The following is a 25,733-nucleotide window of genomic DNA, read 5'->3' on the forward strand; positions in this document are numbered from 1 at the left end:
CGGCCAGCCACAACGTCATGCGTTCCACCACACGTTCTCGGCGAACGTGAAGCCCATCATCGGCCCGGTGGGGATCGAGCCGAGGCCCGCGAGCCGCTTGTCGTAGCCGTCGAGGAAGCTGATGAACGCCGGAATGCCGACCCGGCCCTGCTGCGCCACGATCACCTGCATGTCGCCGTACATCTGCTTGCGCTTCGCGTCGTCGGTTTCCGAACGCGCGGCGAGCAGCAACTGGTCAAACTTCGCGTTCTTCCAGCCCGACTCGTTCCACGGCGCATCCGACTTGAAGAACTGCGTGAACAGCACGTCGGCGCTCGAGCGCGGGTTGATGTTGCCGAAGGTGAGCGGGTGCTTCATCCAGTGGTTCGACCAGTAGCCGTCGGGCGACGCGCGGTTGACTTGCAGGTTCAGCCCGATCTTCTGGCCGGCTTGCTGCAGCAGCACGGCCATCTCGATCGACCCGTTCGCGTCGGACGTCGCATAGATCGGCGGCAACGTGGCGCCAAGCGCGCCCGCCTTCTGGAGCAGGAACTTCGCCTTGTCCGGATCGTGCGCCCGCTGCGGCAGCGACGCGTTGAAGTAGCGGTGCCCCGGCGGAATCGGCTGGTCGTTGCCGATCACCGAGTAGCCGCGGAACACCGACGTGCGCAGTTGCTCGCGATCGAACAGGTACTTCATCCCTTCGACGAAATCGGGACTCGAGACGATCGGGTTGTCGCTGCGCATGATCAGGTCGGTATAGAGGCCCGACTTGGTCTCCTTCAGCGCGTAGCCCGGCGTCGACGAGACCCGCTGCGTCGAGCGCGGGTCGATCGCGTTGATCAGGTGCACGTCGCCCGACAGCAGCGCGTTCAGGCGCGCGGCGCTGTCGCTGATGCCGATCAGCTCGATCTCGTCGAGATACGGCTTGCCCGGCTTGAAGTAGCTCTCGTTGCGCACGCCGACGGTCGACACGCCCGGCTTGAACGTCTTCAGCTTGTACGGGCCGCAGCCGATGCCGGTCGAGAAGTCGGTCGTGCCGTCCTTGACGATCACGAGCTGCGGCGTCGCGAGGATCACCGGCAGGTCCGCGTTCGCGCTGGTGAGCGTGAGCGTGACTTCGTCCGGGCCGCTCGCCTTCGCGTCCGCGAACTGTTCGGCAAGCGTCTTGACCTTCGACGCGGTGGCCGCGTTCTTGTGGCGCATCAGCGAGAACACCACGTCGGCCGGGCCGACCGGCTTGCCGTCGTGGAACGTGACGCCCTTGCGCAGCTTGATGATCCACGTCTTCGCATCGGTCGTCTGCAGCGATTCGGCGAGGTTCATCTGCGGCGTCAGGCTCGCATCGAGCTGCGTGAGGCCGCTGTAGAACATGAAGAAACGCGTGTAGTCCGCGCCCGTCGAGCCCTTGGCCGGGTCGAGCGTATCGGCCGTCGAGCCGGCTTCGTTCGCGACCCGGATCTTGCCGCCGCGCTTCGGCGCGGGCGCGGCGAATGCAGCGCCGGGGGTCATCAGCAGTCCGCCGGCGCCGGCGGCCATCATGCCGCCCGCCGCCATGACCTTCATCATGTCGCGGCGCGTGATGCCGCCCTTGCCGCCATTGTCGATATCGTCGCTCATCCGAACTGCTCCTGACTGTGGGAAGTAGGTCCAAGGGTCCAGCGTGGTTGTTCAGTCCCGCCGCGCCCGCTTGCTGGTGGCGGGCGCGACGTCGTACACATGCAATTCATTTAAGCATCGCCAAAATGCGGTTTGTCGCGATTCGGGCGCCCCGCACGATACGAATCGACCGTTTTGGGTGGCCTGCGCAGCATGATTAGCTGCGTGCGCGCACGTGTCGCCGTGTGCCCGGCAGCGCGTCGCGGCGGCTGCCGAACCCGTGTCGATGCAGGAAATCGTAAGGCCGCAGCCGCCGCAGATTGCGCCGACAAAATTGCCCGTTCGGCATCCGGCGCGCGTTTGGCTCGCGCAAACCACACGTTTGTGTCGAATGCGTGCGCGCCTGCCGACGACGGCCGAAACGAGCGGCGCATCGCGGCAGATCGCCGCCCGCACGGGCGTCGGCGATGGGGATCGCGACGGTACGCCGCGCGGGAAAGGTCAGAAGAATGCCGCTCGATCGGAACGGCTTTGGGGGAAGGCGGGAGGATGACGGGACTGCCCGGAAACCGGGCCCGTGCAGCCGTCAGGCACCGCGCCGCCAGGCGGCGACGCGTCCGTCACCGGCATGTCGGCGCGCACGCCGGTCGCATGCCGGCGCGGCGCACGGAGGAAGGCAGGACGATGCGCCGGCCGCGGGCGAGCGGCGCGAAGCCGTCACGCAGCGAGCCGGAAGACCGATACGGCGGCCCGCAGGCGCGCCGCCTGCTCGTCCAGCGACGACGCGGCCGCAGCCGCCTGCTCGACGAGCGCGGCGTTCTGCTGGGTGACTTCGTCCATTTGCGCGACCGCCAGCCCGATCTGTTCGATGCCGGTGCTCTGCTCGGCCGATGCCGCCGAAATCTCGCCCATGATGCCGGCCACCCGGTCGATCGACCGGACGATCTCCGTCATGCGCTCGCCGGCCGTCTCGACGAGCCGGCTGCCGCTGCCGGCCCGCTCGACCGACGCGTCGATCAATCCCTTGATGTCCTTCGCGGCTGCGGCGCTGCGTTGCGCGAGCGAGCGGACTTCCGATGCGACGACGGCGAACCCGCGCCCCTCCTCACCCGCCCGCGCGGCTTCCACCGCGGCATTGAGCGCGAGAATGTTGGTCTGGAACGCGATGCTTTCGATGACGACGGTAATGTCGGCGATCCGCACCGACCCGTCCGAAATCTGCCGCATCGTTTCGACGACCGCCTGCACGGCGGCGCCGCCGAGCTCGGTCGCATCCTTCGCCTGGGCCACGAGCGCATTCGCCTGGCGCGCGTTGTCCGCATTCTGTTTGACCGTGGACGTCATCTGCTCCATGCTCGCGGCCGTTTCCTGCAGCGACGCGGCCTGCTGCTCCGTGCGCTGCGACAGATCCAGGTTGCCTTGGGCGATCTCGCCGGTGCCGGTGGCGATCGAATGGGTCGTGGTCTGGATTTCGGCGATGGTGTCGGTCAGCCGCGCCTTCATGTCGCCGAGCGCGACGAGCAGGCTGCCGGGCGCGGCATGCGCCGTGTCGAACTGCACGTCCAGTTCGCCGGCGGCGATGCGGGCGGCGATCTGCGTCGCATGCGCGGGCTCGCCGCCGAGCGTGCGCCTGACGCTGCGCAGCACGCCCCATGCGATGGCCGCGAGCGCCGCGGCGATGACGAGCGCGACGGCCCCGAGCACCATCGCGAGCCGCGCAAACGCCGCGTTGATGTCGTCGTAGAAAAATCCCGTGCCGATCCACCAGTCCCAGTCCGGAATCGCGACCACGCCCTGCAGCTTCGGCTCCAGGTCCGCGTCGGGGCTGCGCTTGATCAGCACGTCGACGAGCGCGAAATGCGACTGCGCCATGCCCGCGCGGTACGCCTCGCTGTCGGTCAGGCCGCTGGTCGTGCGGTTGCCTTTCGCGCGCGTGCCGATGAATTTCGCGTTCGGGTGGACCAGGTTGACGCCGTCGGACGTCGTGACCCAGAAGTAGCTCTTCGAATTCGCGTTGAGCGCCGCCAGCGCGGCCTTGGCCTGCTGCTGCGCCTGCTCCTGCGTGAGCGTGCCGCTGGTCTGCATCGCGCGATACGAATCGACCAGATGCTCGGCCTTGGTCAGCAGAATGACGATCTCGTCGCGCCGGCTGTCGATCAGCGCGTCGCGCAGCGTATGCAGCGACAACGCGGCGAGCAGGACGACGCCGAGCAGCGCCGCGGCGACGAGCATCAGCAGTTTGGTGGACAACTTCATGCGGGGCCTCGAAAGATTAACCGTTCGGTACATATATCGGCCCGCAACGCCGCCCCTTGAACCGCTCAATATCGGTAATTACCCTTGTTTCGTGCGCTGATCGAACGCGCGACGGGTCGCGATGCCCGCTGGCGGCATCGCGGCCGCGTCCCGTCCCGTCCCGTCGCGGCGATCGGCAATCCGCCGGCGCAGGCGGCTTACAGCCCGAGTTGCGTCGCGAGCTGGCCGATGTCCGACACTTCGTAATAGTTGTAGAACGGCGTGCCCGGCTCGTGGCCGCGGTTCACGAAGGCCTTGTGCCTGATCCCGAGATCCTCGGCCGTCATCAGGTCGTAGCGCAGGCTCGACGACACGTGCAGCACGTCCTCGGGCTTGCAGCCGAGCTTGTCGAACATGTATTCGAAGCCCTGCATCCGCGGCTTGTACGATTGCGCCTGCTGCGCGGTGAACACCGCATGGAACGGCGCGCCGAGCTTGTCGACGTTGCTCATGATCTGCTCGTCCATCGCGTTCGACAGGATCACCAGCTTGTACTTCGACGCCAGCCGCGACAGCCCGGCCGGCACGTCCGGATGCGGGCCCCACGTCGGCACCGCATGATAGAAAAGCTCGGCCTCGGCTTCGTCGAACGGCACACCGACCCGTGCGCAGGTGCGGCGAACCGCGTTGACGACCACGTCGCGATACGGCTTCCATGCGCCCAGCACCTCGTCGAGCCGGTAGGCGGCGAACGCGCGCACGAAGGCCTCCATCGTCGCCGGCGACAGCCGGTCCGCATAGATTTCGCGCGCCGTCTCGGCCATCCGGAAATGGGTCAGCGTGCCGTAGCAGTCGAAGGTGATGTACTTCGGTTCAAACTGGATCATGGTGACGTCCTGTCGGTGTGAAGCCCCGGCAGGGCCGGGGATGGGCTGGGTTCAACGAAATTGAATCAGGGCAAAATACCGTTCGCGCATCGTTCGGCGCCGCTCAAAACGCACAATCGCCGCAAGTTGCCCGGCGCATGCAGCACGATCTGCGGTGCGATCCGCAGTGCGATCGGGCGCGGCGCGGCGGGGCCGGCCGGTGGCCGCCGCGCTGCCGCAGCGGGCTCGCCTGCCGGTGCGGCCCTCCGGCAGGCGGCAGCGCCGCCGTGTATTGATCGTAGTGGTGTTCCCACAGCAGGCGTGGTGGAATTGATCGGCCGCGCCGGCACGATCGCCGCGTTCGTCCGCGTCGAACGAACGGGTTTGCGTCGATCTCGCGGGCGCGCCCGTCAGCGCCCGAAAACAGGCGAATCGTCCTATCCGCGCCGCAACCGCGCTGGCAGAGTGAATGCGTCATTTCCACCCATCCGGAGTCCGGCGTGTCCGACCTCAACCCTTCCCGCACGCTCACCTACCGCCCGTTCGCCGAAAGCGACCTGCCCGCCGCCCATCGGCTGTCGGAGGCGGTCAAGTGGCCGCACCGGCTCGAGGACTGGCGCTTCGTGCTCCAGCTCGGCGGCGGCTTCGTGGCCGAAGACGAGACCGGCGTCGTGGGTACCGCGCTCGGCTGGCGTCTCGGCGAAGCGCACGCGGCGCTCGGCATGCTGATCGTGTCGCCCGAGCGCGCGGGCGGCGGGATCGACCGCGAGCTGCTCGCCCGTGCGCTCGACAGCTTCGGCACGCGCACCGTCTTTCTGCATGCGATGCCGGAACGCGAGCCGCTGTACGCGGCGTTCGGATTCGAGCCGATCGATACGATCGACCAGCACCAGGGCGCGGCGTTCCGGCCGCCGCTGATCTCGCTGCCGCCCGGCGAGCGCCTGCGCCCGCTCGGCACCAACGACGGGCCGCGCCTCGCCGCGCTCGCCACGCGTGCGGCCGGCTACGAACGCGGCGCGGTGACCGACGCGCTGCTCGACGTCGCGAACGGCATCGCGCTCGATCGCGACGGCGAGCTGCTCGGCTTCGCGCTGTTCCGCCGCTTCGGCCGCGGCCATGTGATCGGCCCGGTGATCGCGCCGGATGCGCGGCGCGCGCAGGCGCTGATCAGCCACTGGCTCGCGCTGAACGAAGGGATGTTCGTGCGGCTCGACTTGCCCAGCGACAGCGGGCTGTCCGACTGGCTGGAGGGCCTCGGGCTGCCGCGCGTCGATACCGTCGTCGCGATGGCGCGCGGCGACGTGCCGGTGGGCGACCCGGCGCTGCGCGCGTTCGCGATCGTGAGCCAGGCGCTCGGCTGAGGGGCACGACGATGAGCTTCCTGTACAAGGCCGACCCCGTGCGCGGCGCGCAGTGGGCTGCGCGCTTCGCGCAACGCGCGCCCGATCTGCCGTTCCGGATCTGGCCGGACATCGGCGATGCCGCGGCCGTTCGCTACCTCGCCGCCTGGCAGCCGCCGGACGACCCGGCCGCGCTGCTGCCGAATCTCGAAGTCGTGTTCTCCGTCGGCGCCGGCATCGACCAGTTCGACCTGTCGCGCGTGCCCGCGCACATCCCGGTCGTGCGGATGATCGAGCCGGGCATCGTCGAAGGGATGGTCGAATACGTGACGCAGGCCGTGCTGACGATCCATCGCGACCTGTTCGACTATGCCGCGCAGCAGCGCGAGCAGGTGTGGCACGAGAAGCCGGTGCGCGCGGCCGCGTCGCGGCGTATCGGCGTGCTCGGCCTCGGCACGCTCGGCCAGGCCGTGCTCGACACGCTGCGGCGCTTCGGTTTCCCGTGCGCCGGCTGGAGCCGCACGCCGCGCACGCTCGACGGCATCGACTGCTACGCGGGCGATGCGGCACTCGACACATTCCTGGCGCGCACCGACATCCTGATCTGCCTGCTGCCGCTCACCGACGACACACGCGGCCTGCTCGGCGCGCGCGTGTTCGACGCGTTGCCGGCCGGCGCGTCGCTCGTGCAAGTGGGGCGCGGGCCGCAACTGGATGCAGCCGCGCTGCTCGCGGCGCTCGCGAGCGGCCGCGTCGACAACGCGATCCTCGACGTGACGGACCCCGAACCGTTGCCGGCCGGCCATCCGTTCTGGGCCCATCCGCGCATCCGCATCACGCCGCACATCGCGAGCGCGACGCGCCCCGACACCGCGGTCGATGCGGTGCTCGCGAACCTCGCCCGCCATCGCGCGGGACAGCCGATGATCGGCGTCGTCGATCGCGCGCGCGGCTACTGACGCCTATGTCCGGCCGCACGGGGCGCGCAGCAGAAAATGCCGAAGCGCCCCGTGCAAACGCCGCGTGCGTACGTTTCGGGCCGCAAATTGAAAACGCATGCGCACGGGTCGCCCGGTAGCATGACCTCACCGCTGACACCTGACGAGAGTCCCGCCTGCCATGAACCAAGCCGCGCTGATCGAAGCTGATCGTCAACACCTGATCCACCCCGTCGTCAATTACCGTACGCACGAGGCGCGCGGCGTCACCGTGCTCGAATCCGCTCAAGGCGTATTCCTGCGCGATGCCGCCGGCCATACGCTGCTCGACGCGTTCTCGGGCCTGTGGTGCGTGAACGTCGGCTACGGCCGCGACAGCATCGTGAAAGCCGCCGCCGACCAGATGGCCAGGCTGCCGTACGCAACCGGCTATTTCCATTTCGGCTCGCAGCCGGCGATCGAGCTTGCCGAGCGGCTCGCCGCGCTCGCGCCGCCGTCGCTGAACCGCGTGTACTTCACGCTTGGCGGCTCGGACGCGGTCGACTCCGCGATCCGTTTCATCACGCACTATTTCAACGCAACCGGCCGCCCGTCGAAAAAGCACATGATCGCGCTGGAACGCGGCTATCACGGCTCGTCGTCGATCGGCGCCGGCCTCACCGCGCTGCCGGCGTTCCATCGCCATTTCGACCTGCCGCGTGCGGACCAGCACCATATTCCGTCGCCGTACCCGTACCGCAACCCGCTCGGCAACGATCCGCAGGCGCTGATCGCCGCGTCGGTCGCCGCGCTCGAAGCGAAGGTCGCTGAACTCGGCGCGGACAACGTCGCCGCGTTTTTCTGCGAGCCCGTGCAGGGCTCCGGCGGCGTGATCGTGCCGCCGGCCGGCTGGCTGAAGGCGATGCGCGACGCGTGCCGGCGCCTCGGCATCCTGTTCGTCGCCGACGAGGTGATCACCGGCTTCGGCCGCACGGGCCCGCTGTTCGCCTGCGAAGCCGAACAGGTCGATCCGGACCTGATGACCGTCGCGAAGGGGCTGACCGCCGGCTATGCGCCGATGGGCGCGGTGCTGATGTCCGACGAGATCTACGAAGGGATCGCGGGCAGCCGCACCGAGTCGGCCGCGGTCGGCCACGGGCATACGTATTCCGCGCATCCGGTGAGCGCGGCGATCGGCCTCGAGGTGCTGAAGCTCTATCACGAAGGCGGGCTGCTCGCGAACGGCCAGGCGATGGCGCCCCGCTTTGCCGCGGGCCTCGACGCGCTGCGCGCGCATCCGCTCGTCGGCGACGCACGCTCGGTCGGCCTGCTCGGCGCGCTCGAACTGGTCACCGACAAGGCGCACAAGACGCGCTTCGATCCGGCACTGAACGTGCCCGACAAGATCGCGGCGGCCGCCTATGCGAACGGCATCATCTTCCGCGCGTTCGGCGACGGCGTGCTCGGCTTCGCGCCGGCGCTGAGCTTCACCGCGGGCGAGTTCGACCTGCTGTTCGAACGCGTGCGCAAGACGCTCGACGACGTGCTGGCCGATGCGGGCGTGCAGCGCGCGCTCGATGCCGCGCACGCGCAGCCGGCCTGACGGGCCGAGGGAAAGCCGGGCTTGTGGCGGATATCTTTCGACTCTAAAGTAACCGGACATTCCATTTTTCCGACTCCCGACTCACGTGAACATGACGGACAGCAAGCTGGATCGCATCGACCTGCGCATCCTCTCCCAGTTGCAGAAGCGCGGCCGCATGACCAACGTCGAACTGGCCGACGCGGTCGGGCTGTCGCCAAGTCCATGCCTGATCCGCGTGAAGCGGCTCGAGAAGGCCGGCTACATCGGCGGCTACGGCGCGCACATTCAGCTCGAGAAACTCGGCGACGTGCAGGTCGTGTTCACCGAAGTCACGCTGGCCGACCATCGACGCGAGGATTTCGACCGCTTCGTCGCGGCGATCCGCAACGTCGACGAGATCGTCGAATGCCACCTCGCGAGCGGCGGCTACGACTATCTGCTGAAGTTCATCACGCGCAGCGTGAGCCATTACCAGACGATCGTCGAAGGGCTGCTCGAGCAGAACATCGGCATCGAGAAGTATTTCAGTTACGTGATCATCAAGTCGCCGTTCGTCAAACGGCACTACCCGCTCGAATCGCTGTTCGGCGAACGTCACTGACGCACCGCGCGCGGCACCCGCGAATACGGCAGCTTCGCTGTCCGTATGGGGGAGTCGCGCGCCTGCCGCGCCGCCGTCGTCGCCGAACCGCTTCATCCAAGGACTTGCCATGCCGCTTTCGCTGACCCGCACCGAACTCCTGCGCTCCGCCAACCTGATCGACGGCACGTGGCGCGACGCGCACGACGGCAGCCGTTTCGCCGTGACCGATCCGGCACGGCTCGACACCGTTGCCCATGCACCCGACAGCGGCGCCGCCGACGCGCGCGCGGCAACCGATGCGGCGGTACGCGCACTGCCCGCGTGGCGCGCGACGCCCGCTCGCGACCGCGCGGCGATCCTGCGAGCATGGCACGCGGCGATCGTCGCGAATACCGACGATCTCGCGAAGCTGATGTCGCGAGAACAGGGCAAGCCGCTCGCGGAAGCGCGCGGTGAAGTCGCGTACGGCGCGTCGTACGTACTGTGGTTCGCCGAGGAAGCGACGCGCACGTACGGCGACATCATTCCGCAGCAGCAGCGCGGCAAGCGGCTGAGTGCGGTGAAGGAGCCGATCGGCGTCGTCGCGGCGATCACGCCGTGGAACTTCCCGCTCGCGATGATCGCGCGCAAGATCGCGCCGGCGCTCGCGGCCGGCTGCACGGTCGTCGCGAAGCCCGCGGAGGATACGCCGCTCACCGCGCTCGCGCTCGCGTTCCTCGCGCAGGAAGCCGGCGTGCCGGCGGGCGTGCTGAACCTGATCACGGCGTCGCGCGAGCGCGGCATCGACGCGGCCGCCGACTGGCTTGCCGACAGCCGCGTGCGCAAGATCACCTTCACCGGCTCGACGGCCGTCGGCAAGCTGCTCGCGCGCGATTCGGCCGCGACGCTGAAGAAGCTTTCGCTCGAGTTGGGCGGCAATGCGCCGTTCATCGTGTTCGACGATGCCGAGCTCGATGCCGCGGTCGACGGGCTGATGGCCGCGAAGTTCCGCAATGGCGGGCAGACGTGCGTATCGCCGAACCGCATCTACGTGCAGGCCGGCGTGTACGACGCGTTCGCCGCGAAGCTCGCGGCGCGCGTCGCCGCGCTGAAGGTCGCGCCGGCGACCGACCCGGCCGCGCAGATCGGCCCGATGATCAACGCGCGGGCGGTCGACAAGATCGCGCGGCACGTCGGCGATGCCGTCGAGCGCGGCGCGCGCGTGCTGACGGGCGGCAAGCGCCTCACCGAGCTGGGCCCGAACTTCTACGCGCCGACGGTGCTCGCCGACGCGAGCGCCGACATGCAGCTCACGTGCGAGGAAACGTTCGGCCCGGTGGCGCCGCTGTTCCGGTTCGACACCGAGGACGACGCCGTCGACGCCGCGAACGACACGCCGTTCGGCCTCGCCGCGTATTTCTACACGCAGGACGTGCGGCGCATCGCGCGCGTGTCGGCGCGGCTCGAAACCGGCATCGTCGGGATCAACGAAGGCGCGCTCGCGAGCGAGGCCGCGCCGTTCGGCGGCGTGAAGGAGTCCGGCTACGGCCGCGAAGGCTCGCGCTACGGGCTCGACGATTACCTGTCGATCAAGTATCTGTGCCAGGGCGGGCTGGACTGACCGGGCGGGCGCAAGCCGTCCGCGAGGGCGGCATCGCGCCGCCCGGCCCGAAAACGCGCATTGACATAGGAACCGATCGGTCCATATAATGCGATCCATTCCTGGACACCGCATCGTTTGCGAAACCGATCAATGGCAAATCCCGCCGGCGTGGGCCGCCCGCGCGAATTCGAACTCGAAGATGCCGCGCGCGACGCGATGGCCGTCTTCTGGGACCACGGGTACGAAGGCGCGTCCCTGCCCGACCTGATGGCCGGCACGGGCTTGTCACGCGGCAGCCTGTACAAGGCCTTCGGCGACAAGAAGGCGCTGCTGCTGGCGGCGCTCGACCTGTACATGGCCGACGGGCTCAAGGCAACCGCCGACATCCTGTCGCAACCCGGCACCGTGAAAGCGGCCATTCGCGACTCGCTGCTGCGCTATGCCCGCCTGTCCGTCGGCGAGGCGGGCCGGCGCGGCTGTCTCGCGGTCGCAATGACCACGGAACTGGCCGCCCGCGACCCCGATGTCGCGGAGCGTACCGGGCGCATGTTCCGCCGCCTGCAGCAACTCTATGCCGGCGCGATCGTGCGCGGCCAGGCAAGCGGCGAGATCGCCGAGCAGGACGAGCAGGTGCTGGCGCGCTTGCTCGTCTGCCAGGTCGAGGGCATGCGCGTGCTGGGCAAGACCGGCGTGTCCGAGGCCGACATGCTCGCGCTGGTCGACCGCACGATGCGTTTTCTCGATTGAAATTTTTTTACCCAATTTGGAACCAATTGGTTCCGTATGGAGAGCCGTTCATGTCACGGAATGATCCTGTATCGCCCGACCCGCGTCGGTGGGCCATGTTTGCGGTGCTGCTCGTCGGCGCGTTCCTGCCGCCGCTGGATTTCTTCATCGTCAATGTCGCGCTGCCGTCGATTCGCGCGGAGCTGGGTGCGTCGTCGTCCGCCGAGCAACTGGTGATTTCGTCGTATGCCGGCCTGTACGCGGTCACGCTGATCACCGGCGGGCGGCTGGGCGACCTGTACGGTCGCGGCCGCGTGTTTTTCCTCGGGTTGATCGGCTTTGCGATCGCCTCGACGCTGTGCGGCCTCGCAGGTTCGCCTGGGATGCTCATCGCCGGGCGAGCGTTGCAGGGTGTGACGGCCGCGATCATGGCGCCGCAGGCGCTCGCGTCGATCCAGGCGATCTTCCCGGAAGCGGAAAAGCCGCTCGCGCTCAGCCTGTATGGCGCGGTCTTCGGCTTGGCGGCCGTGATCGGGCAGGCGCTGGGCGGGATCCTGATCTCGCTGAACCTGTTGAACCTCGGCTGGCGGACGATCTTCCTCGTCAACCTGCCGCTGGCGATGCTGGTCGTCGTGTTCGGCATTCCGCTGTTGAAGGAAACGCGTGCGCAGCATGCGCGCAAGCTCGACCTCGGCGGCACCGCGCTGTCGATGCTGACGCTCGGCGCGTTGATCGTGCCGCTGATCGAAGGGCGCGAGGCGGGCTGGCCCGTGTGGGCCCGGGCCTCGCTGATCGCCGCGCCCGCACTCGCGTGGGGCTTCTGGCGTTACGAGAGCCAGCTCGGCCGCCGCGGCGGCGCACCGCTGCTCGATCCGACCGCGCTGCGCGCACCGGGGCTCGGCCGCGCGTTGCTGATCGCGCTGTTGCTGTACTCGATCGGCGCGTTCTTCCTGCTGTTCTCGGTGTATCTGCAGAATGCGTTGCACGTCGACGCGTTGAGCGCGGGCCTCGTGTTCTTGCCGTTCGGCGTGGGGTTTCTGCTCGGCCCGCTGTCGACGCCGTTGTGCACGCGTGCGATCGGCGCTTATGTGAATCCGCTCGGCATGGGCCTCGAGATCGTCGGGCTCGTCGGACTCGCCTGCCTGATCGACACGACGCCGACCGGGATGCCGCTCGCGTCCGTGCCGCTCGCCGCCGCGCTCTTCGTGATCGGGTTCGGACAAGGTCTCGCGCTGCCGACGCTGATGCGCATGGTGACGGGGCGCGTCGCACCCGCGGTGTCGGGGATGATCGCCGGTATCGCCAGCTCGACGCTGCAGGTCAGCACGTCGCTCAGCGTCGCGATCATCGGCGGGATTTTCTATACGGTTCTGGGCGCGCGCCAGGATCCGGCGACCATTGCGCACGCGTTTATCGTCGCACTCCTGTCTATCTCGGCGTTCCTCGCCGTCGGCGCCGCGCTGGGCATCTCGCTCGCGCGTGCACCGGCCGCGCCGTCGTCGGTGCGCTCCGCCGGCCAGCCGGCATTCGGCCCCGCGCGCAAACGACCGTGATCGCCCGTATCGACATTCGACGTTGCACGGAAGCGTATGCGCATCGCGCATCGCGCATCGCGCGTCGTGCGTCATACGTCATGCTTATCGTCAGAGCAACCCCATTGCCGATGCCTTGAGCGTCGCCGCGGCCCGTGTCGAGCATTCGAGCTTGCGAAACGCCTTCTCGACATGGGTGCGCACCGTGCTCGGACTCATCGAAAGCGCCTGCGCGACCTGCTTGTTGCTCGCCCCTCGGGAGATGGCCCGCAGTACGTCGATCTCCCGTGGCGACAGGCGCGGGCCGTCGTGCGACGCGCGAGCGGACATGCGCCGGGCCGCAGGCGCGCCACCCGTGACGAGCGCCGCGACCACGTCGCCGCATAGCCGGCCGCGCGCCGCCTCTTCCTGCAATTGGCCGGCGGCGGCCGCATCGCTGAGCGCCGCCCGCCACGGGCGCGCCGAGCGCAACGCGACCCACGCCAGCGATGCCGCGAGTACGCGCGCTTCCAGCGTCAGCGCCGCATCGCGAGCGCCGCGGAAATAACCGGAACCGTCCTGCCGCTCGTACGCATACGACGCAAGCACCGCGGCTTCGCCGAGCGCGCCGGTCTGCCTGCCGGCGCGCTCCGTCCAGTACGGCACGAGCCGCACCTTTTCCCATGCGCTTGCAGGCAGCCGCGTCGGCAGGTTCCACACGTCGTTCGGCACCGCGGCCCTGCCGATGCCATGAATCAGCCCGGCGCGGTACACGCGTTCGCGCGCGGCCGCATCCGGCGACAGGCGCTCGTAACACGCGGCCGCCGTCACGGCGACCGAACGCGAGAACCCCGTCATCCACGGCAGCTTCAGATCGATGACGTCCGCGATCAATTCGGCGGAGGTCGCGCCTTGCATGCCGGGCGTGGCCAATGCGGCATCGAGACCGTCGGGCGACAGGTGATCGAGCGCCGCGAGCCAGCGCGCGGCGGCGTGCGCGGCCGCCTCGACGAGCGCGCTCGGATAGCGTGCGCCCGCGCGTTGCCCGATCCATTCGATGGCCTGCTCGATGCCGTACGTGCGGCTGAATACGTCGAGATCGCCCGCGAGCGTGACGATCGACACGGCGGCCGGCACCTGTTCCCGAGCGAGCCGTGCGGGCAGCCCGTTGCCGTCCCAGCTTTCGAAAATGTGCCGCAGCGCGGTTTCCGTGGCGCTGGAGAGGCCCAGTATTCGCGCGACTTCGCCCGACACTTCGCAATGGATTTGCGCGAGCGGGATCATCGCGGCGCCGACGCGGCCGACCGCTTCGGCGAGGCCGGGCCGGTTCTCGAGCATGGCGGCGCGAATCGCGACATCGTCGCCGAATGCTTGAGCGAAACCCGCGGCGTTCGCGGTACAGCCCGACCAGCGCAACAGCGCCACTTCGCGAGCCGTGTCGCACACCGCTGCGTCGAATCCCGCCGCGTGCGCGAGCTGTGCCGCCAGCCAGCCGGTGCGCAGCGAATGATCGGTCGGCTGCCCCATGCTGAGATCGCCGATGAAGGCCAGCGCGCGTACGGCGTCGAATATGCGCAGCGGGGCGTGACGGGCTTCGGCGTCGGGCATCGGATGGGGTGCGGGCATTCACGGGAACGGGAAAACGATCATACGCGACGACGTCGCGCCCTGCATGCGCGTGCGCGTGCGGATCGGTCGCGTGCCGCACCCCGGCCCGAAGCGATGTCGGCCGCTGCCCGGGGCGCGCGCGGGCGCACCTTCGCCATCGGATATCTGACCGATGGCGGGCGACCGCGACGATCGCGATACTCGGTGCACCGGAGATCCGGTCGGCACGGCCTCCGCGCGGCGGACACGCTGCACGCCGGCCGGAACGACGATCCGATATACGAAGGAATGCAAATGACTGACCACTCCCCCGAATTCCGTGCCCCTGCCGACGCACAATGGCTGAAACGGTATTACTTTTCCCGGGCGATATTCTCGCTGCTCTGGGTCGCGCTGGCATTCTCCGTCGGCCGGCAGAGCGCGGCCGGCGCGGCGATCCTGCTGATCGTTTATCCGGCCTGGGATGCGCTCGCCAATTTCGTCGACCTCGCCCGCAGCGGCGGAGCGGCGACGAACCGCACCCAGGCGGTCAACGTCGCGATCAGCGCCGCCACGACGCTGGCGGTTTTTGCGGCTTTGAATGCCGGCATGCACGCGGTGCTCACGGTGTTCGGCATCTGGGCAATTCTTTCCGGCTTGCTGCAGCTCGGCACGGCGCTGCGTCGCTGGAAGCAGGTCGGCGCGCAGTGGGCGATGGTTCTGAGCGGCGCGCAATCCGCGCTCGCGGGCGTGCTGTTCATCGCGCAAAGTCACGCGTCCATGCCGCCCGCCATCGTGAAGATCGCGGGCTACGCGGCGGTAGGCGCCGCCTATTTCCTGATATCGGCACTGTGGCTGCAACTGCGGCGGGCGCGACGTAGCGCGTCGTGAGCCGTCGATCGAGATGAAGATGTCACGCCACGGGGCGCCGTCGCCGTGGTTGCGGTCAAGGGCACTCGTCGTGCAACGCATGCGCTCATGCAGATGATCGCAGCGGTGAAAACCGGGGGATTTCGCGGGCGCGAATGGCAGGTGTTGGGCGACGCGAACGGGTATGAACGGCCCACAAGGGACAGTGGTCCTTCTCTTAAGCGGCTATTCACTGAGAGGCGAGCCTTCCGGTGACCGGGTGTTCCGAGCTATTGATTCTCGGCCCGTCCCTCACAATCCCCCAATCTCTCGTAGACGATAGCGAAGCAGTCTCCCAGTTCCTGTTGAAGACGGTCACGCATCGTGACCGCGCTCGCTTCAAAGCGCTCGTACTCAGGCGCGTCTCATGGTCCCGGGTCTGGAGGGTATTCCCAGTTGAGCGATAGGTCATGCCACGCCGTCATTTCCGCAAGCTTTCTGCGCGTTTCATCAGCTAGCGGCATCGAGTCCTCAATCGGACCAACCCCGTATGCGCTGCGGGTAGTGTCGTCTCCCGCCCAATACAACCGCTGCCCCATTCGAACATGAGTCTGAGTCGATATTTTTCAGTCATCGCAAGCTTCCGCGTCCGGGATAACCTCAAGTGCGGATAGCACGACCTTGAAGAACTCTTCCGCAAGCGCGTAATACTCCGCAGCTTCGGGTCTCCCGGCCGGGAACTCGTGCATGAAGCTTCTGCCGCGGTCGATAAAGAAGCTGATCGGTCGATAATTCTCGCTAAACCAGCAAGCAATCGTGTGATTGACCGCACTGGACAACTGATAGATCGTCGCGTCGCGCCGATACAGACGAAGTTCGAGAAAGCGCTTGTCATTCAACTGGCGTTGCAGTGAAGCAATTTGCTCGAGCAACCGATTGAACTGCGTTGTCAAGGCGGCCACCTCTCATGGGTTCGTTGTTCGCGGACAGTCTGAATCAGCTTCGATGAGGCTATTTGTCTCTTGACTTGCTGGATATCGAACTGTCTCCGTTCGGTCTGAATCCGGCCAAGAATGCAAACACGCCAGTGTTCGATTGTCAGCGATCCGCACTGAGGTGTCGACCGTCTGCTTCTGGCAGAAAGCGGTCGCCCAGCAATAGGCATCGCATTTGGCGAAACCAAGTTCGAGAAGCTCAGATTGAATACTCAAACATTCCGATATAGACCAGTTCGAACCCTTCGCCTTGCACTGACCTTGGCGATTTTATCTGTTCGCAATTTATGAAAATCAGCGCGTTCGCATCTCCCAAATTTGCGGCGCGCGCCGCTTCACATAGCGCTTCCGACCATTTGTCCGAGTACGAGTGAGGTGCAAAGAACTCTTCCAGTGAAGTATCCGACTCTCGCAGCCCTGTTTCCATGAAATCATGGTCACAGAAGAACTCACCTTGGGAGCCGTAGAACTCGGAAACTGGTCGGCCTTCATCCTGGCCGTAGTGTTCTGCGAGAAAGCTTGAAAATCGGGAGGTGTCAGTTATCCGGCCAAGATAGAAATGAGAAGCTTCCATTTTATGCATCGTTGGTTGGCTCCCTTGAGCGCAAAGAAAATTGTATTCCTTCACCTACTAAGCGGCTGCCCCTGGCCGCATGGCGACATTACCGCATTACAACGTACGGAAAAACAGGAAAACCCGTTGATCCGACGATATTTGCAAGCAATAACCGCCCGACGACGCAACGGATTGCCGCTCATCACTCAGCCACCGCCGACGATCTGCTCAAGGTCAACTTCGGTCAGGGTTTCTCATTCCCTTGCCTGGAGCCGATGGCCGCAGCAATGCGGCTTTGCGCGGCGACGAGTTGGTCATCCGTGGTCGCTACCAGCCACAGACGTGCCTGCTCCTCGATTTGGCGGTTGTGGTCCTTCAACGGGCCCATCGCGGCAGCGGCCTTCCAGACGACCGGGGCGATTCGGCTTTTCCTGCCTGACGGCGCGCCCACCAGCAGGCAGTAAGGTCCCAGCGGGAGCGATACGAACGGAAGTGCCGGACTGGCACGCACGCGCCAGTCGATGAAGGGCGTGTCGCCGATAAGCAGCGGCATGGGCAAGCCGTAAAGCACACTGAAATCGTACAGCGCCAGTTGCTCCCGCATGCCGGCGTAAATACGCCGGATGTCGTCGACAACCGCCGCGCGTATCTCGTCATCGAACATGGGTTCCTGCGCGTATCGGGCAAACGCCTTGCGAGCCTCCCATTGATATGCGCTGAACAGGCCAATCTCCACGCAGTCCTGCACCGCGCGCTGGACATCCGCTACGGAACCGGCTTCCTCCGGCGTACCCAACTGCGCGGCCCGCAAAAAACGGGCAAGTCCAGCCTCATGGATCGCAGGCCCCTCCGCCGATGCATCGTCTTCAGCGCCCTTGCCAAGGGGCACATAGATATATTTCTCGGCCGCAAAATGCGACTTCTTGCCCTCGTCAAACCTGATTTCGCCATCTACGCAGTCGAGATAGCGAGTCCCGATTCGACCATGCTCCCAAACCCAGTTTTTCAGGAGCGGACGTAGTGGATGCAGTCTGTCGTGATCGGTCATGGAAGCCTCCAGGTTGCCCAGTATAGTTCCAGGTTGTCGATTGTTCGTGGAAGACATGGCGATCAATCGATCCACTACCGCCGTTGGAGCAAGGTTCAGTGCCAAGCTGACCTTCGAACGTCCAACTGCATGCACCGGCGAAGGTCCTCAGACAGTCGCACTGATGGGCTGTCACTACGCGCTTTGGTAACGGACTGCGCAAGCGGGCACCCCGGGCTGCCCTTTACTCTCTTGACGCGGCGTCAGGAGCCGTTCAAGCAGATCGGCGCTGTCCAGTTGCGCAATCCACCAGTTCAAAGCGTTCCCCACCTTGTCCTCGCGCCAAGCGAGGTAGCCATTCGTGAACTCGCGCACACCCACGATGCGACGCGCGACCAGCCTGCCTTCGTGTATCGGTTCTTTCGCTACGAGATCGGGCAGCATCCCGACAGCGATACCTTCGCACAGTGCTTGCAGTTTAGCTGCGAGCGTCGGCACGATGATCAGAGGCTGTCCGTCACGGGTGGCCACAGATTGCGGTTGCAGTTCGCGAGAAGTGTCACTGATGACGACACCCCGATATCTTGCGATCGTTTCGCTCTCCAACGGCTCGGGCATGCGGGCGAGTGGATGGTCCGGTGCCACGACGAAAACGTGCCGGATGGTTCCGATTGGCCGGGCCGCAATATTGGCGGCATGCGGCGGCTCGCCGAACGCCCCTATCGCGAGATCGGCACGCCGCGTAACCAGGGCATCCCACACGCCCCCAAGCACCTCGGTGGAAAGACTGAGCTGGGTATTCATCTCCAGGTCGTAGAAGGCATGGACATACGGCCATAAGGACTGGATCGGCAAGATTGCATCGACGCACAGTCGAAGCTCCGATTCCCAACTGTCTCGAATACCTTTTGCTTTGACCTCCAGGCGTCGAGCCGCGTCTAAAAGTCGACGCCCGTCCTCCACAACAGCACGCCCCGCTTCCGTGAGTCTCGCCCGTCTGCCGCTGCGATCGAACAGCTCGACATCCATGTCGCTTTCCAGCTTTTGCACGAGGTAAGTGAGCGTGGACGGAACTCTATGCAACAACTCGGCCGCATCGGCGAATGTACCGGTCCGGTCAATTGCATCCAAAACTTCGAGAACTTCAAATGACAGCTTGGTCGCCATACAGCATCCTTAGATACTTCTATCGTTCACAGGCTTCACCGCGTCGGCCGAGCGGCTTTGCCGCAGCAACGCTTCCATACGGTTGCCCAACCTTTCGGGAGTCGCTCGGATGCTGATCAGATGGACAAAGGCGATGTCGTCCCTGCACCGGATGCGTCTCCCGGATGCTCTCGTTGACGAAGCCTTCAGCCACTCAATGGTCATTGCGGCAAGAGTCTAAGTTACACGCTGCCGTTTGTCTGCTCGTGGCGTGACGCACAGTTAGCCAGGCGCATGACAGGTCGCCGCCACCGCATGCGTAATGATCGAAAGCAACCGGCTCACCCGATGGCCCTGACCTGGAGACGCAGCACGAGACCGATTGTCGCCATTTCTTAACAGATGATTAAGAACGGCTACAAACGGGAAAAATATACTGCTCATGTTTTACGAATCGACGCCGATAAAAGGAACGCAGTACACACCTTTCTATCGGGAGAGTCAGATGTCCATTCAGGCAATCAGTCAAAGTACTGCGCAGGCACAGGGTCCGTCGGTTGCATCGACTTCGGGCTCGGCGTCGACGGCTCCGGCCGCGAGCGCAAGCGCTTCGTCGGCCGCTGGATCAAGCGCCAGCACGTCCACGTCGTCGTATACGGTCAACATCAGCAGCGCCGCGCGCGCGATGTTGGCGGAAGCAACGGAGACCTCGGTTCAAACCGCGCAAGAAGCAGGAAAAGGTGACAGGCAGGCGCAGCGTCTGCTCGCAAAGGAGGCGGCAGCCAAGGCAGCGTAAGCGCGCCCGGCAGTGTCGGTGACTGAACCGCCGCGCGGGCCTGGCGGCGGCATTCGGTCATGCTTTATGCATACAGGCACTCGCTTGGGCATGCGGCAACAATCGTTTGTCGTTGCTGATCGAATGGCCGCTCACCGGTGCCCGGGCCGATCGACATGTCCGTGCTCTCCTTTCGCTCATTCGACCAGGCGCGCAGGCGAGTAGGCGCCGTAGTTGGTCCCGATGCCACCCGCCCCTGATGCCTGGCATTTGTCTGGATTGTTGCTCATCTCCATCTGGATGTATTTCGCACTCCCGCCACTCGCGCCGTCAATGTGCACACATGCAAATGCCAGAATCCGCTCGTAGGACGAGGTCGTGAGATCCTGAACAATCGGGACCAGGACATATTCACAAGCCTTCGTGCCGGCCGCACTACACGCGTTGACGGACGAATACAGTGTCGTCTTGGTGCCGGGCTGGATATACGTGCAAGTATTGTCGGGTGTCGAGCAAACGCCGCCTGGCGATCCGACCGCTGCCGGATCCGGATTGCCGCTGGCTATCAGGTTCCGCACCGTCGGCACGTCATTGGCGGTCGTATCGAACGTCGTCCACTGACTCGCCTCGCAAGGCCCGGCATGGTAGGACGAGGTCACGTAAAAGGTGTACGGCTGACCAACGACCTGATTGGGTTGACCAGGGCCAGGCGGCGTCGTGGATGTCGCGACCTTGGGTTTTCCGTTCGTCGAATCCCAATACTGGTCGTACATGCATTTCGTCATCGCAACCGGGAAGAGCGCGCCGGTGCCGACACTTCCGGGGTCCGAAATGACCGCGACAGCCACCGCGCTCTCGGGTACGGACTGGAACCCTAAAACCTTCGCCAGAAAGGAAGGAACGCCGCCACCGTTTTTCGTTCCGGAGCGAGTGACGATGACTTGCACGCCCGGCTCGCCGACGGCCGGCGACGCCGGCTTTGTGGTTTGAAGGCCCTTGACGCTACCCGTCACGTCCCAATAGCCGTACGTCACATCGGTCGTGTATCCGACCAGCGTCATGTTTGACGACTTGTTTAACGAAACGCTCTGTACCGTCTGCGCCTGAGCCGTGGCCCAATCGGGAGCCGTCGACTTCGTGTTGCCGCATTGCGCTCGCGGATAGATGCATGGCGCACCTGCCAACGCTGCAGCGTCGGCGGCATTCTGAAGCTCGTTGCGCACGACAAAAAGATAGCCGACGTCGATCGCCAGGGCGCCAAAACCGAGCAGTATCGTCAGCAAGACAGCGACCGTTATCGCTACCGCACCTCGCTGATCCCGACGGCTCTTCGAAGCGAGGCCGGCATGCTTCGAATGTCTGCGCGTGCGCGATGACCGCACACCTCGGAAACGAGTGTGATCCATGACCGGCTCCTCACTCGTTGTTCATGACGGTGGTAGCTGTCAAGGTCAGCAGCTTGGTTAATGGCCCGATCCACGACCCCAGGGCCAGGCCGGTAAATTTATACGTGACCGTAACCGTGAGCGGTGTGCCAAAACTCCCGCCCTGCCCCGACGGAACGGCAACGGTAGGCTTTGACGCGCTACCCAGGCTGATCAAGTGAGTCTGGCAGTAATTGAGCGCGACATTCTGAATATCCGTTGTCGAAGCTTTCGGGGATTTCAGAACGATCCCGGCTCGCGCGCCTTCGCGGCTCGCGTTTGTTATGACGGCCTGGTCAAACATGACGAGACCGAATTCGACAATGCCGAACAGGATCAACAGCAGCAAAGGGAGCACCAATGCGAATTCAACAACCGCAACGCCCCGTTGCTTCCTCCAGTGTCGTCGATTCATGATTCTTGTTCCCCGTATAAGAAACTGACGCGATGTTCGACGCGCTCTCATTGCTTCTTCCCGCATGCACTACCCCGTACACGGTCAGCGAACAAGCAAATTGCGCGCCACCGGTCGCACACGGTTGACGCGCGGGCACAGCGCCTTGCGACGCACAGGAAGGAAGACGTGAGAGGTGGGAAATGTTTCAGGCTTGAAGCGTGAAGCGTCGACTCTCGGTCGACGGCGCAACGCACCTGCAAGCGGATCCGCGCGGAATGCGGGAAGATCGGCGCGAATGATTCAGTTGTGAAACACCGAGGCAGCTTGAGGGCATGCAACCCGTCTCTGCCATCTGCCCGACAGCAGGCCAAGAGTCACTTCGGCTCGGCCGCCATCTCATCTGCGCGATAGCGTTGCAGCATTGATCGCGCAGCCTCGACATTCGTCGTATGCAGCCACTCCCAAACCCGACCTTTGGGACCCCTTGACGACGCCAGCTTGCCCCGCGCGCCTACCGGCTACGCAACGCCTCTGCAAGCGCGTCACCCGCAGCCAGAATATGCGCTGACAGCGCCGCACACGCGGCGTCCACGTCACCATCGCGTATCGCCCGGACGATGTCCCGATGCTCGTCGTTCGAGCGATGCTGCCAGTCGAGTTGCTGCCACGTCGCGTACAGATGCCTCGAGCTGGCCCGATGCATGTCGCCGATTGCGTCGATGAGCCGCGGCATCCCGCACCGCGCGGTCAATGCGCGATGAAACCTGAGGTTCAGCGTCGCGAGCACGGCGATGCCATGCGCCGCCGACTCCTGATCGAGGATCGCATCGAGTTCCTCCAGCGCACTTGCGTCGAGAGCGGGAATCGCCTCGCGCAGTGCCAGCGCCTCGAAAGCAGCGCGCATCTTTGCCATTTCAAGCACGTCCGCCGGCTCGAGCGGCGCCGCCCGCACGCCCCTTCGCGGTTCCACCACGGCCAGCCCTTGCGCTTCCAGCCGTCTGAACGCCTCGCGTACCGGCACATGGCTCGCGCCGAATTCGGCGGCGATGTGGTCCTGACGCAGCCACTCCCCCGGCGCGATGACGCCCGAGATGATTCGATCCGCCAATGCGCCAGCGATCCGATCAGCCAGCGAGCGATCTTCCTTGACTCCGAAATCCATTCCGACCACCATGCATATATTATCTATTAAATTGTAACAAAACCGGAGGCTCGATGCGCCACCACCGTCCTGCGCGTCTGCAGCACATTGCCGGCATCGGGGTCGATCGTATGGGTTCGATCGCCGATCATGCCGACGTCGACCTGTTGCGACTCGAAAATCTCGATACCGACATCCCGCCCACTGCAGAGGCGCTCGCCTTCACCCGAGCGGCAATCGAGCGAGACTCGGCCAACTCCTATTTGCCATTCGTCGGTCAGGATCGGCTGCGCGCGAGCGCCGCCGCGCACGTGTCGGCGCTTTCGGGGCAGCGCTTGACGGCCGACCAGGTGGTGGTGTCGGCGGGCGGGCTCTCCGGCATTCTGAACACGCTGCTTGCCACCGTCGCGACCGGCGACGAAGTGATCGTCACCGATCCGACCTACGCGGGCCTGCTGAACCGCGTCCGCCTGGCCGGCGGCGTGCCGCGGCAAGTCCCGTTCGCCTTCACGCCGGGCGGCGAATGGAAGCTGGACCAGGCCGCGCTGCGGGCGGCAATCGGCCCGAAAACGCAGGCCATGCTGTTGATGTCTCCGTCGATGCCTTCGGGCGGGGTCTTCGATGCGTCCGACTGGCAACTGATCGCGAGCCTGTGTGTACGGAACGATCTGCTGCTGATTCTCGACAGTGCGATGGAGCGGCTGCTGTTCGATGGACGCACGGTCATCCATCCCGCCGGCCTGCCCGGCATGGCCGAGCGGACGGTGACGGTCGGCGCGGCGTCGAAGGAGCTGCGCATGATCGGCTGGCGGGTAGGCTGGATCGTCGCGCCGGAATGGCTGATTCCCGATCTGGTAGCGGTGTCGCTCGCCAATGTCGTGGTACCGGTCGGCATTGCCCAGGAGGCTGCGGCGGTTGCGCTCGAACATTCCGCGTCCGATCTGCCCGGCTACGTGAGTGAGCTCGAAAGGCGACGGGACACGATCGCGGCCGAATTGTCGGGGCTCCCGTTCGGCATGCCGGCGGGCGGCTGGTCGATGCTGCTGCGCGTCTCCGACTTCGGCCTGACCGGATCGCAGATGTCGGAGCGGTTGCTGAGCCGCGGCGTATGTGCGACGGCGATGACCGGATGGGGCGTCGCACACGGCGAGCAGTACGTCCGTTTCGTGTTCTCGAACGAGCCGGTCGAACGGTTGCGCACGCTCGGAAACAAGGTGCGCCTCGCACTGGAGGACGCATGACGGCCGCTCACGAGAAAGCCGAGTACTGGGCCGAGCGTCCGTGGCTCGAGGTACCCGGCATGTCGCGCGGGATGGTCGAACGAACTCACGCGAAATCGTGTTTTTGCGGAAATTCTCGCTTGTGACGATCCACATGACGTGAAACTTCCGAGGCCGGGCGGCGCGATGCCCAGCTCGGCCGACCGTCACATCGGCCAAACGCCCTACCGCCCTACCGCCCTACCGCCCTACCGCCCTACCGCCCTACCGCCCTACCGCCCTACCGCCCTACCGCTCTACCGCCCTACCGCCCTGCCGGCGGCTGCAGGATGTCGCGCGGAATCGCCGCGATCAGCACGCAGCTGACCAGCAGGCACGCGCCCAGCGCATAGGTGCCGTTGTTGATGTCGCCGGTCATCTGCTTGGCGACGCCGGTGATCATCGAGCCCGTGAACCCGGACAGGTTGCCCACCGAGTTGATCAGCGCAATGCCGGCCGCCGCGGCCGTGCCGGAGAGGATCTGCCCCGGAAAGGTCCAGTAGATCGGCATCAGCGCGAGGATGCCGCACGTCGCGATGGTCAGGAATACGATCGACAGCGCGACGTTGTGCGCCAACGCCGCGCTCGCGATCAGGCCGACCCCGCCGATCAGCGCGGGAATCGCCGCGTGCAGGCGGCGCTCGCCGGTCTTGCGCGAGTGCGACGCGTTCCACACCATCGCGAAGATTGCCGTCAGGTACGGAATGGCGGTCAGGACACCGATATGCAGCGGGCTCTGCACGCCCGACGCGCGAATGATCGACGGCAGCCAGAACGCCAGCCCGTAGAAGCCGGTATTGAACGTGAGCAGGATGAAGGTGAGCAGCCAGACGCGCGGGCTGCGCAGCGCGGCGCCGATGCTGTGCGACTTGTGCGCGGCTTCGGTTTCGAGGTTGCGCGCCAGCCGCGCCTTTTCGTCGCCGGACAGCCACTTCGCCGACTGCGGGCCGTCGCCGAGGCACGCCAGCACGATGAACGCCACCACGATCGACGGCAGCCCTTCGAGCAGCAGCATCCATTGCCAGCCGCTCATGCCCGACAAACCGTGCGTGTGCTCCATCAGCCAGCCGGACACCACGCTGCCGAGCGTCAGGCTCAGCGGGATCGCGACCAGGAAGCCCGACATGGCCACGCTCTGGCGGCGCGCCGGAAACCAGTAGTTCATGTACAGGATGACGCCCGGAAAGAAGCCGGCTTCGCACAGGCCGAGCAGGAAGCGCAATGCATAGAACATCGTGGACGTCTGCACGTGGAAGAACTGCGCGAGCGGCACGATGAACGCCATCGACGACGACACGATGCCCCACGTGATCATGATCCGCGCGATCCAGAAGCGCGCGCCGTAGCGGTGCAGCAACAGGTTGCTGGGCATCTCGAACAGGAAATAGCCCCAGAAGAAAATGCTGGCGCCGAGCGCATAGACGCCGTCGCTCAAGCTCAGGTCGTCGAGCATCTGCAGCTTCGCAAAGCCCACGTTCACGCGATCGAGGTAGGCCACGACGTAACAGAGCAGCAGCAACGGCAGGATGCGCCGCATCACCTTGCGATACAGGGCGTCGTCGGATGAATCGGCCGCGGCCGGGGCGGCAGCGGCCTGCGTAATGGATGGCATCGGTCTGTCTCCTGATTGTGTAGGTCTTCTTCGTACCGGCGG

The 25,733-nt window shown here is 65.6% G+C and carries 22 protein-coding genes; 10 read left to right on the forward strand and 12 right to left on the reverse strand.

Going from position 1 to position 25,733, the window contains the following annotated elements:
• Positions 1 to 15: 15 nt before the first annotated feature.
• The 3 genes from LXE91_RS37645 to LXE91_RS37655 all read right to left on the reverse strand — a co-directional run bounded on the left by LXE91_RS37645 (position 16) and on the right by LXE91_RS37655 (position 4,700).
• The gene (locus LXE91_RS37645; RefSeq protein ID WP_039356171.1) at positions 16 to 1,599 is read right to left on the reverse strand and encodes an ABC transporter substrate-binding protein; all 1,584 of its coding nucleotides are present in this window, start codon (positions 1,597 to 1,599) and stop codon (positions 16 to 18) included.
• Between the two features lie 696 nt (positions 1,600 to 2,295).
• Entirely contained in the window at positions 2,296 to 3,834 is a 1,539-nt protein-coding gene (locus LXE91_RS37650) for a methyl-accepting chemotaxis protein (protein ID WP_039356168.1), read from the reverse strand.
• Between the two features lie 197 nt (positions 3,835 to 4,031).
• Positions 4,032 to 4,700: a haloacid dehalogenase type II gene (locus tag LXE91_RS37655; RefSeq protein ID WP_039356165.1), complete on the reverse strand. Its 669-nt coding sequence runs from the start codon at positions 4,698 to 4,700 to the stop codon at positions 4,032 to 4,034.
• A gap of 479 nt (positions 4,701 to 5,179) precedes the next feature.
• Here LXE91_RS37655 and LXE91_RS37660 point away from each other — a divergent pair, with 479 nt between their 5' ends.
• The 7 genes from LXE91_RS37660 (at position 5,180) to LXE91_RS37690 (ending at position 12,965) form a co-directional block, all read left to right on the forward strand.
• Entirely contained in the window at positions 5,180 to 6,040 is an 861-nt protein-coding gene (locus tag LXE91_RS37660; RefSeq protein WP_039356161.1) for a GNAT family N-acetyltransferase, read from the forward strand.
• Positions 6,041 to 6,051: 11 nt separating this feature from the next.
• Positions 6,052 to 6,978 (forward strand): 2-hydroxyacid dehydrogenase, encoded by a 927-nt coding sequence (locus LXE91_RS37665; RefSeq protein ID WP_039356159.1) that lies wholly within the window; start codon positions 6,052 to 6,054, stop codon positions 6,976 to 6,978.
• Between the two features lie 160 nt (positions 6,979 to 7,138).
• A complete protein-coding gene (locus tag LXE91_RS37670) occupies positions 7,139 to 8,539 on the forward strand; it encodes an aspartate aminotransferase family protein (protein ID WP_046196873.1) in 1,401 nt (466 codons plus the stop codon).
• 91 nt (positions 8,540 to 8,630) lie between these two features.
• On the forward strand, positions 8,631 to 9,122 hold the full coding sequence (locus LXE91_RS37675) for an Lrp/AsnC family transcriptional regulator (protein WP_006749694.1): 492 nt from the start codon (positions 8,631 to 8,633) through the stop codon (positions 9,120 to 9,122).
• A 109-nt stretch (positions 9,123 to 9,231) separates the two neighbouring features.
• Positions 9,232 to 10,704, forward strand: coding sequence for an NAD-dependent succinate-semialdehyde dehydrogenase (locus LXE91_RS37680; RefSeq protein WP_039356144.1), 1,473 nt, complete (start codon positions 9,232 to 9,234; stop codon positions 10,702 to 10,704).
• Positions 10,705 to 10,836: 132 nt separating this feature from the next.
• On the forward strand, positions 10,837 to 11,433 hold the full coding sequence (locus LXE91_RS37685) for a TetR/AcrR family transcriptional regulator (RefSeq protein ID WP_039356141.1): 597 nt from the start codon (positions 10,837 to 10,839) through the stop codon (positions 11,431 to 11,433).
• A gap of 50 nt (positions 11,434 to 11,483) precedes the next feature.
• Complete coding sequence (locus LXE91_RS37690) at positions 11,484 to 12,965, forward strand: MFS transporter (protein WP_039356138.1); 1,482 nt, start codon at positions 11,484 to 11,486, stop codon at positions 12,963 to 12,965.
• A 90-nt stretch (positions 12,966 to 13,055) separates the two neighbouring features.
• Here the strand turns inward: LXE91_RS37690 and LXE91_RS37695 are convergent, their stop codons facing one another.
• A complete protein-coding gene (locus tag LXE91_RS37695) occupies positions 13,056 to 14,531 on the reverse strand; it encodes an HD domain-containing phosphohydrolase (RefSeq protein WP_039356234.1) in 1,476 nt (491 codons plus the stop codon).
• 294 nt (positions 14,532 to 14,825) lie between these two features.
• On the opposite strand from LXE91_RS37695, the gene LXE91_RS37700 reads away from it, so the two are divergent.
• The gene (locus LXE91_RS37700; protein ID WP_039356132.1) at positions 14,826 to 15,401 is read left to right on the forward strand and encodes a DUF308 domain-containing protein; all 576 of its coding nucleotides are present in this window, start codon (positions 14,826 to 14,828) and stop codon (positions 15,399 to 15,401) included.
• Positions 15,402 to 15,985: 584 nt separating this feature from the next.
• On the opposite strand, the gene LXE91_RS37705 is transcribed toward LXE91_RS37700, so the two are convergent.
• The 4 genes from LXE91_RS37705 to LXE91_RS37720 form a co-directional block, all read right to left on the reverse strand.
• A complete protein-coding gene (locus LXE91_RS37705) occupies positions 15,986 to 16,312 on the reverse strand; it encodes a hypothetical protein (protein WP_135370826.1) in 327 nt (108 codons plus the stop codon).
• Positions 16,313 to 16,553: 241 nt separating this feature from the next.
• Positions 16,554 to 16,928: an immunity 22 family protein gene (locus LXE91_RS37710; protein ID WP_076841495.1), complete on the reverse strand. Its 375-nt coding sequence runs from the start codon at positions 16,926 to 16,928 to the stop codon at positions 16,554 to 16,556.
• Positions 16,929 to 17,154: 226 nt separating this feature from the next.
• Complete coding sequence (locus tag LXE91_RS37715; RefSeq protein ID WP_039356129.1) at positions 17,155 to 17,958, reverse strand: hypothetical protein; 804 nt, start codon at positions 17,956 to 17,958, stop codon at positions 17,155 to 17,157.
• Between the two features lie 174 nt (positions 17,959 to 18,132).
• Positions 18,133 to 19,104 carry a LysR family transcriptional regulator gene (locus tag LXE91_RS37720; RefSeq protein ID WP_039356126.1) on the reverse strand — a complete coding sequence of 324 codons (972 nt, stop codon included), beginning with the start codon at positions 19,102 to 19,104 and terminating at the stop codon, positions 18,133 to 18,135.
• Positions 19,105 to 19,588: 484 nt separating this feature from the next.
• Between LXE91_RS37720 and LXE91_RS37725 the strand changes: the two genes are divergently transcribed.
• Positions 19,589 to 19,879 (forward strand): hypothetical protein, encoded by a 291-nt coding sequence (locus LXE91_RS37725; RefSeq protein WP_135370827.1) that lies wholly within the window; start codon positions 19,589 to 19,591, stop codon positions 19,877 to 19,879.
• Positions 19,880 to 20,055: 176 nt separating this feature from the next.
• Here LXE91_RS37725 and LXE91_RS37730 read toward each other — a convergent pair whose 3' ends face one another.
• The 3 genes from LXE91_RS37730 to LXE91_RS37745 form a co-directional block, all read right to left on the reverse strand.
• Positions 20,056 to 21,264, reverse strand: a complete 1,209-nt coding sequence (locus LXE91_RS37730; protein WP_076841497.1) for a pilus assembly protein TadG-related protein — start codon at positions 21,262 to 21,264, stop codon at positions 20,056 to 20,058.
• Between the two features lie 10 nt (positions 21,265 to 21,274).
• Positions 21,275 to 21,697 (reverse strand): TadE/TadG family type IV pilus assembly protein, encoded by a 423-nt coding sequence (locus LXE91_RS37735; RefSeq protein WP_039356123.1) that lies wholly within the window; start codon positions 21,695 to 21,697, stop codon positions 21,275 to 21,277.
• Between the two features lie 493 nt (positions 21,698 to 22,190).
• Positions 22,191 to 22,841 carry a GntR family transcriptional regulator gene (locus LXE91_RS37745; protein WP_039356120.1) on the reverse strand — a complete coding sequence of 217 codons (651 nt, stop codon included), beginning with the start codon at positions 22,839 to 22,841 and terminating at the stop codon, positions 22,191 to 22,193.
• Positions 22,842 to 22,894: 53 nt separating this feature from the next.
• On the opposite strand from LXE91_RS37745, the gene LXE91_RS37750 reads away from it, so the two are divergent.
• Positions 22,895 to 24,061: a pyridoxal phosphate-dependent aminotransferase gene (locus LXE91_RS37750; RefSeq protein WP_039356117.1), complete on the forward strand. Its 1,167-nt coding sequence runs from the start codon at positions 22,895 to 22,897 to the stop codon at positions 24,059 to 24,061.
• A 283-nt stretch (positions 24,062 to 24,344) separates the two neighbouring features.
• Here LXE91_RS37750 and LXE91_RS37755 read toward each other — a convergent pair whose 3' ends face one another.
• Positions 24,345 to 25,691 carry an MFS transporter gene (locus tag LXE91_RS37755; protein WP_039356114.1) on the reverse strand — a complete coding sequence of 449 codons (1,347 nt, stop codon included), beginning with the start codon at positions 25,689 to 25,691 and terminating at the stop codon, positions 24,345 to 24,347.
• Positions 25,692 to 25,733 lie beyond the last annotated feature (42 nt).

Source organism: Burkholderia contaminans, assembly GCF_029633825.1.
Lineage (GTDB): Bacteria > Pseudomonadota > Gammaproteobacteria > Burkholderiales > Burkholderiaceae > Burkholderia > Burkholderia contaminans.

What these genes read in the sequence shown, in the direction of transcription:
- LXE91_RS37645 (WP_039356171.1), bottom strand. Translation starts at nt 1,599, where the DNA reads ATGAGCGACGATATCGACAATGGCGGCAAGGGCGGCATCACGCGCCGC.
- LXE91_RS37650 (WP_039356168.1), bottom strand. Translation starts at nt 3,834, where the DNA reads ATGAAGTTGTCCACCAAACTGCTGATGCTCGTCGCCGCGGCGCTGCTC.
- LXE91_RS37655 (WP_039356165.1), bottom strand. Translation starts at nt 4,700, where the DNA reads ATGATCCAGTTTGAACCGAAGTACATCACCTTCGACTGCTACGGCACG.
- LXE91_RS37665 (WP_039356159.1), top strand. Translation starts at nt 6,052, where the DNA reads ATGAGCTTCCTGTACAAGGCCGACCCCGTGCGCGGCGCGCAGTGGGCT.
- LXE91_RS37670 (WP_046196873.1), top strand. Translation starts at nt 7,139, where the DNA reads ATGAACCAAGCCGCGCTGATCGAAGCTGATCGTCAACACCTGATCCAC.
- LXE91_RS37675 (WP_006749694.1), top strand. Translation starts at nt 8,631, where the DNA reads ATGACGGACAGCAAGCTGGATCGCATCGACCTGCGCATCCTCTCCCAG.
- LXE91_RS37680 (WP_039356144.1), top strand. Translation starts at nt 9,232, where the DNA reads ATGCCGCTTTCGCTGACCCGCACCGAACTCCTGCGCTCCGCCAACCTG.
- LXE91_RS37685 (WP_039356141.1), top strand. Translation starts at nt 10,837, where the DNA reads ATGGCAAATCCCGCCGGCGTGGGCCGCCCGCGCGAATTCGAACTCGAA.
- LXE91_RS37690 (WP_039356138.1), top strand. Translation starts at nt 11,484, where the DNA reads ATGTCACGGAATGATCCTGTATCGCCCGACCCGCGTCGGTGGGCCATG.
- LXE91_RS37695 (WP_039356234.1), bottom strand. Translation starts at nt 14,531, where the DNA reads ATGCCCGACGCCGAAGCCCGTCACGCCCCGCTGCGCATATTCGACGCC.
- LXE91_RS37700 (WP_039356132.1), top strand. Translation starts at nt 14,826, where the DNA reads ATGACTGACCACTCCCCCGAATTCCGTGCCCCTGCCGACGCACAATGG.
- LXE91_RS37710 (WP_076841495.1), bottom strand. Translation starts at nt 16,928, where the DNA reads ATGGAAGCTTCTCATTTCTATCTTGGCCGGATAACTGACACCTCCCGA.
- LXE91_RS37715 (WP_039356129.1), bottom strand. Translation starts at nt 17,958, where the DNA reads ATGACCGATCACGACAGACTGCATCCACTACGTCCGCTCCTGAAAAAC.
- LXE91_RS37720 (WP_039356126.1), bottom strand. Translation starts at nt 19,104, where the DNA reads ATGGCGACCAAGCTGTCATTTGAAGTTCTCGAAGTTTTGGATGCAATT.
- LXE91_RS37725 (WP_135370827.1), top strand. Translation starts at nt 19,589, where the DNA reads ATGTCCATTCAGGCAATCAGTCAAAGTACTGCGCAGGCACAGGGTCCG.
- LXE91_RS37730 (WP_076841497.1), bottom strand. Translation starts at nt 21,264, where the DNA reads ATGGATCACACTCGTTTCCGAGGTGTGCGGTCATCGCGCACGCGCAGA.
- LXE91_RS37735 (WP_039356123.1), bottom strand. Translation starts at nt 21,697, where the DNA reads ATGAATCGACGACACTGGAGGAAGCAACGGGGCGTTGCGGTTGTTGAA.
- LXE91_RS37745 (WP_039356120.1), bottom strand. Translation starts at nt 22,841, where the DNA reads ATGGATTTCGGAGTCAAGGAAGATCGCTCGCTGGCTGATCGGATCGCT.
- LXE91_RS37750 (WP_039356117.1), top strand. Translation starts at nt 22,895, where the DNA reads ATGCGCCACCACCGTCCTGCGCGTCTGCAGCACATTGCCGGCATCGGG.
- LXE91_RS37755 (WP_039356114.1), bottom strand. Translation starts at nt 25,691, where the DNA reads ATGCCATCCATTACGCAGGCCGCTGCCGCCCCGGCCGCGGCCGATTCA.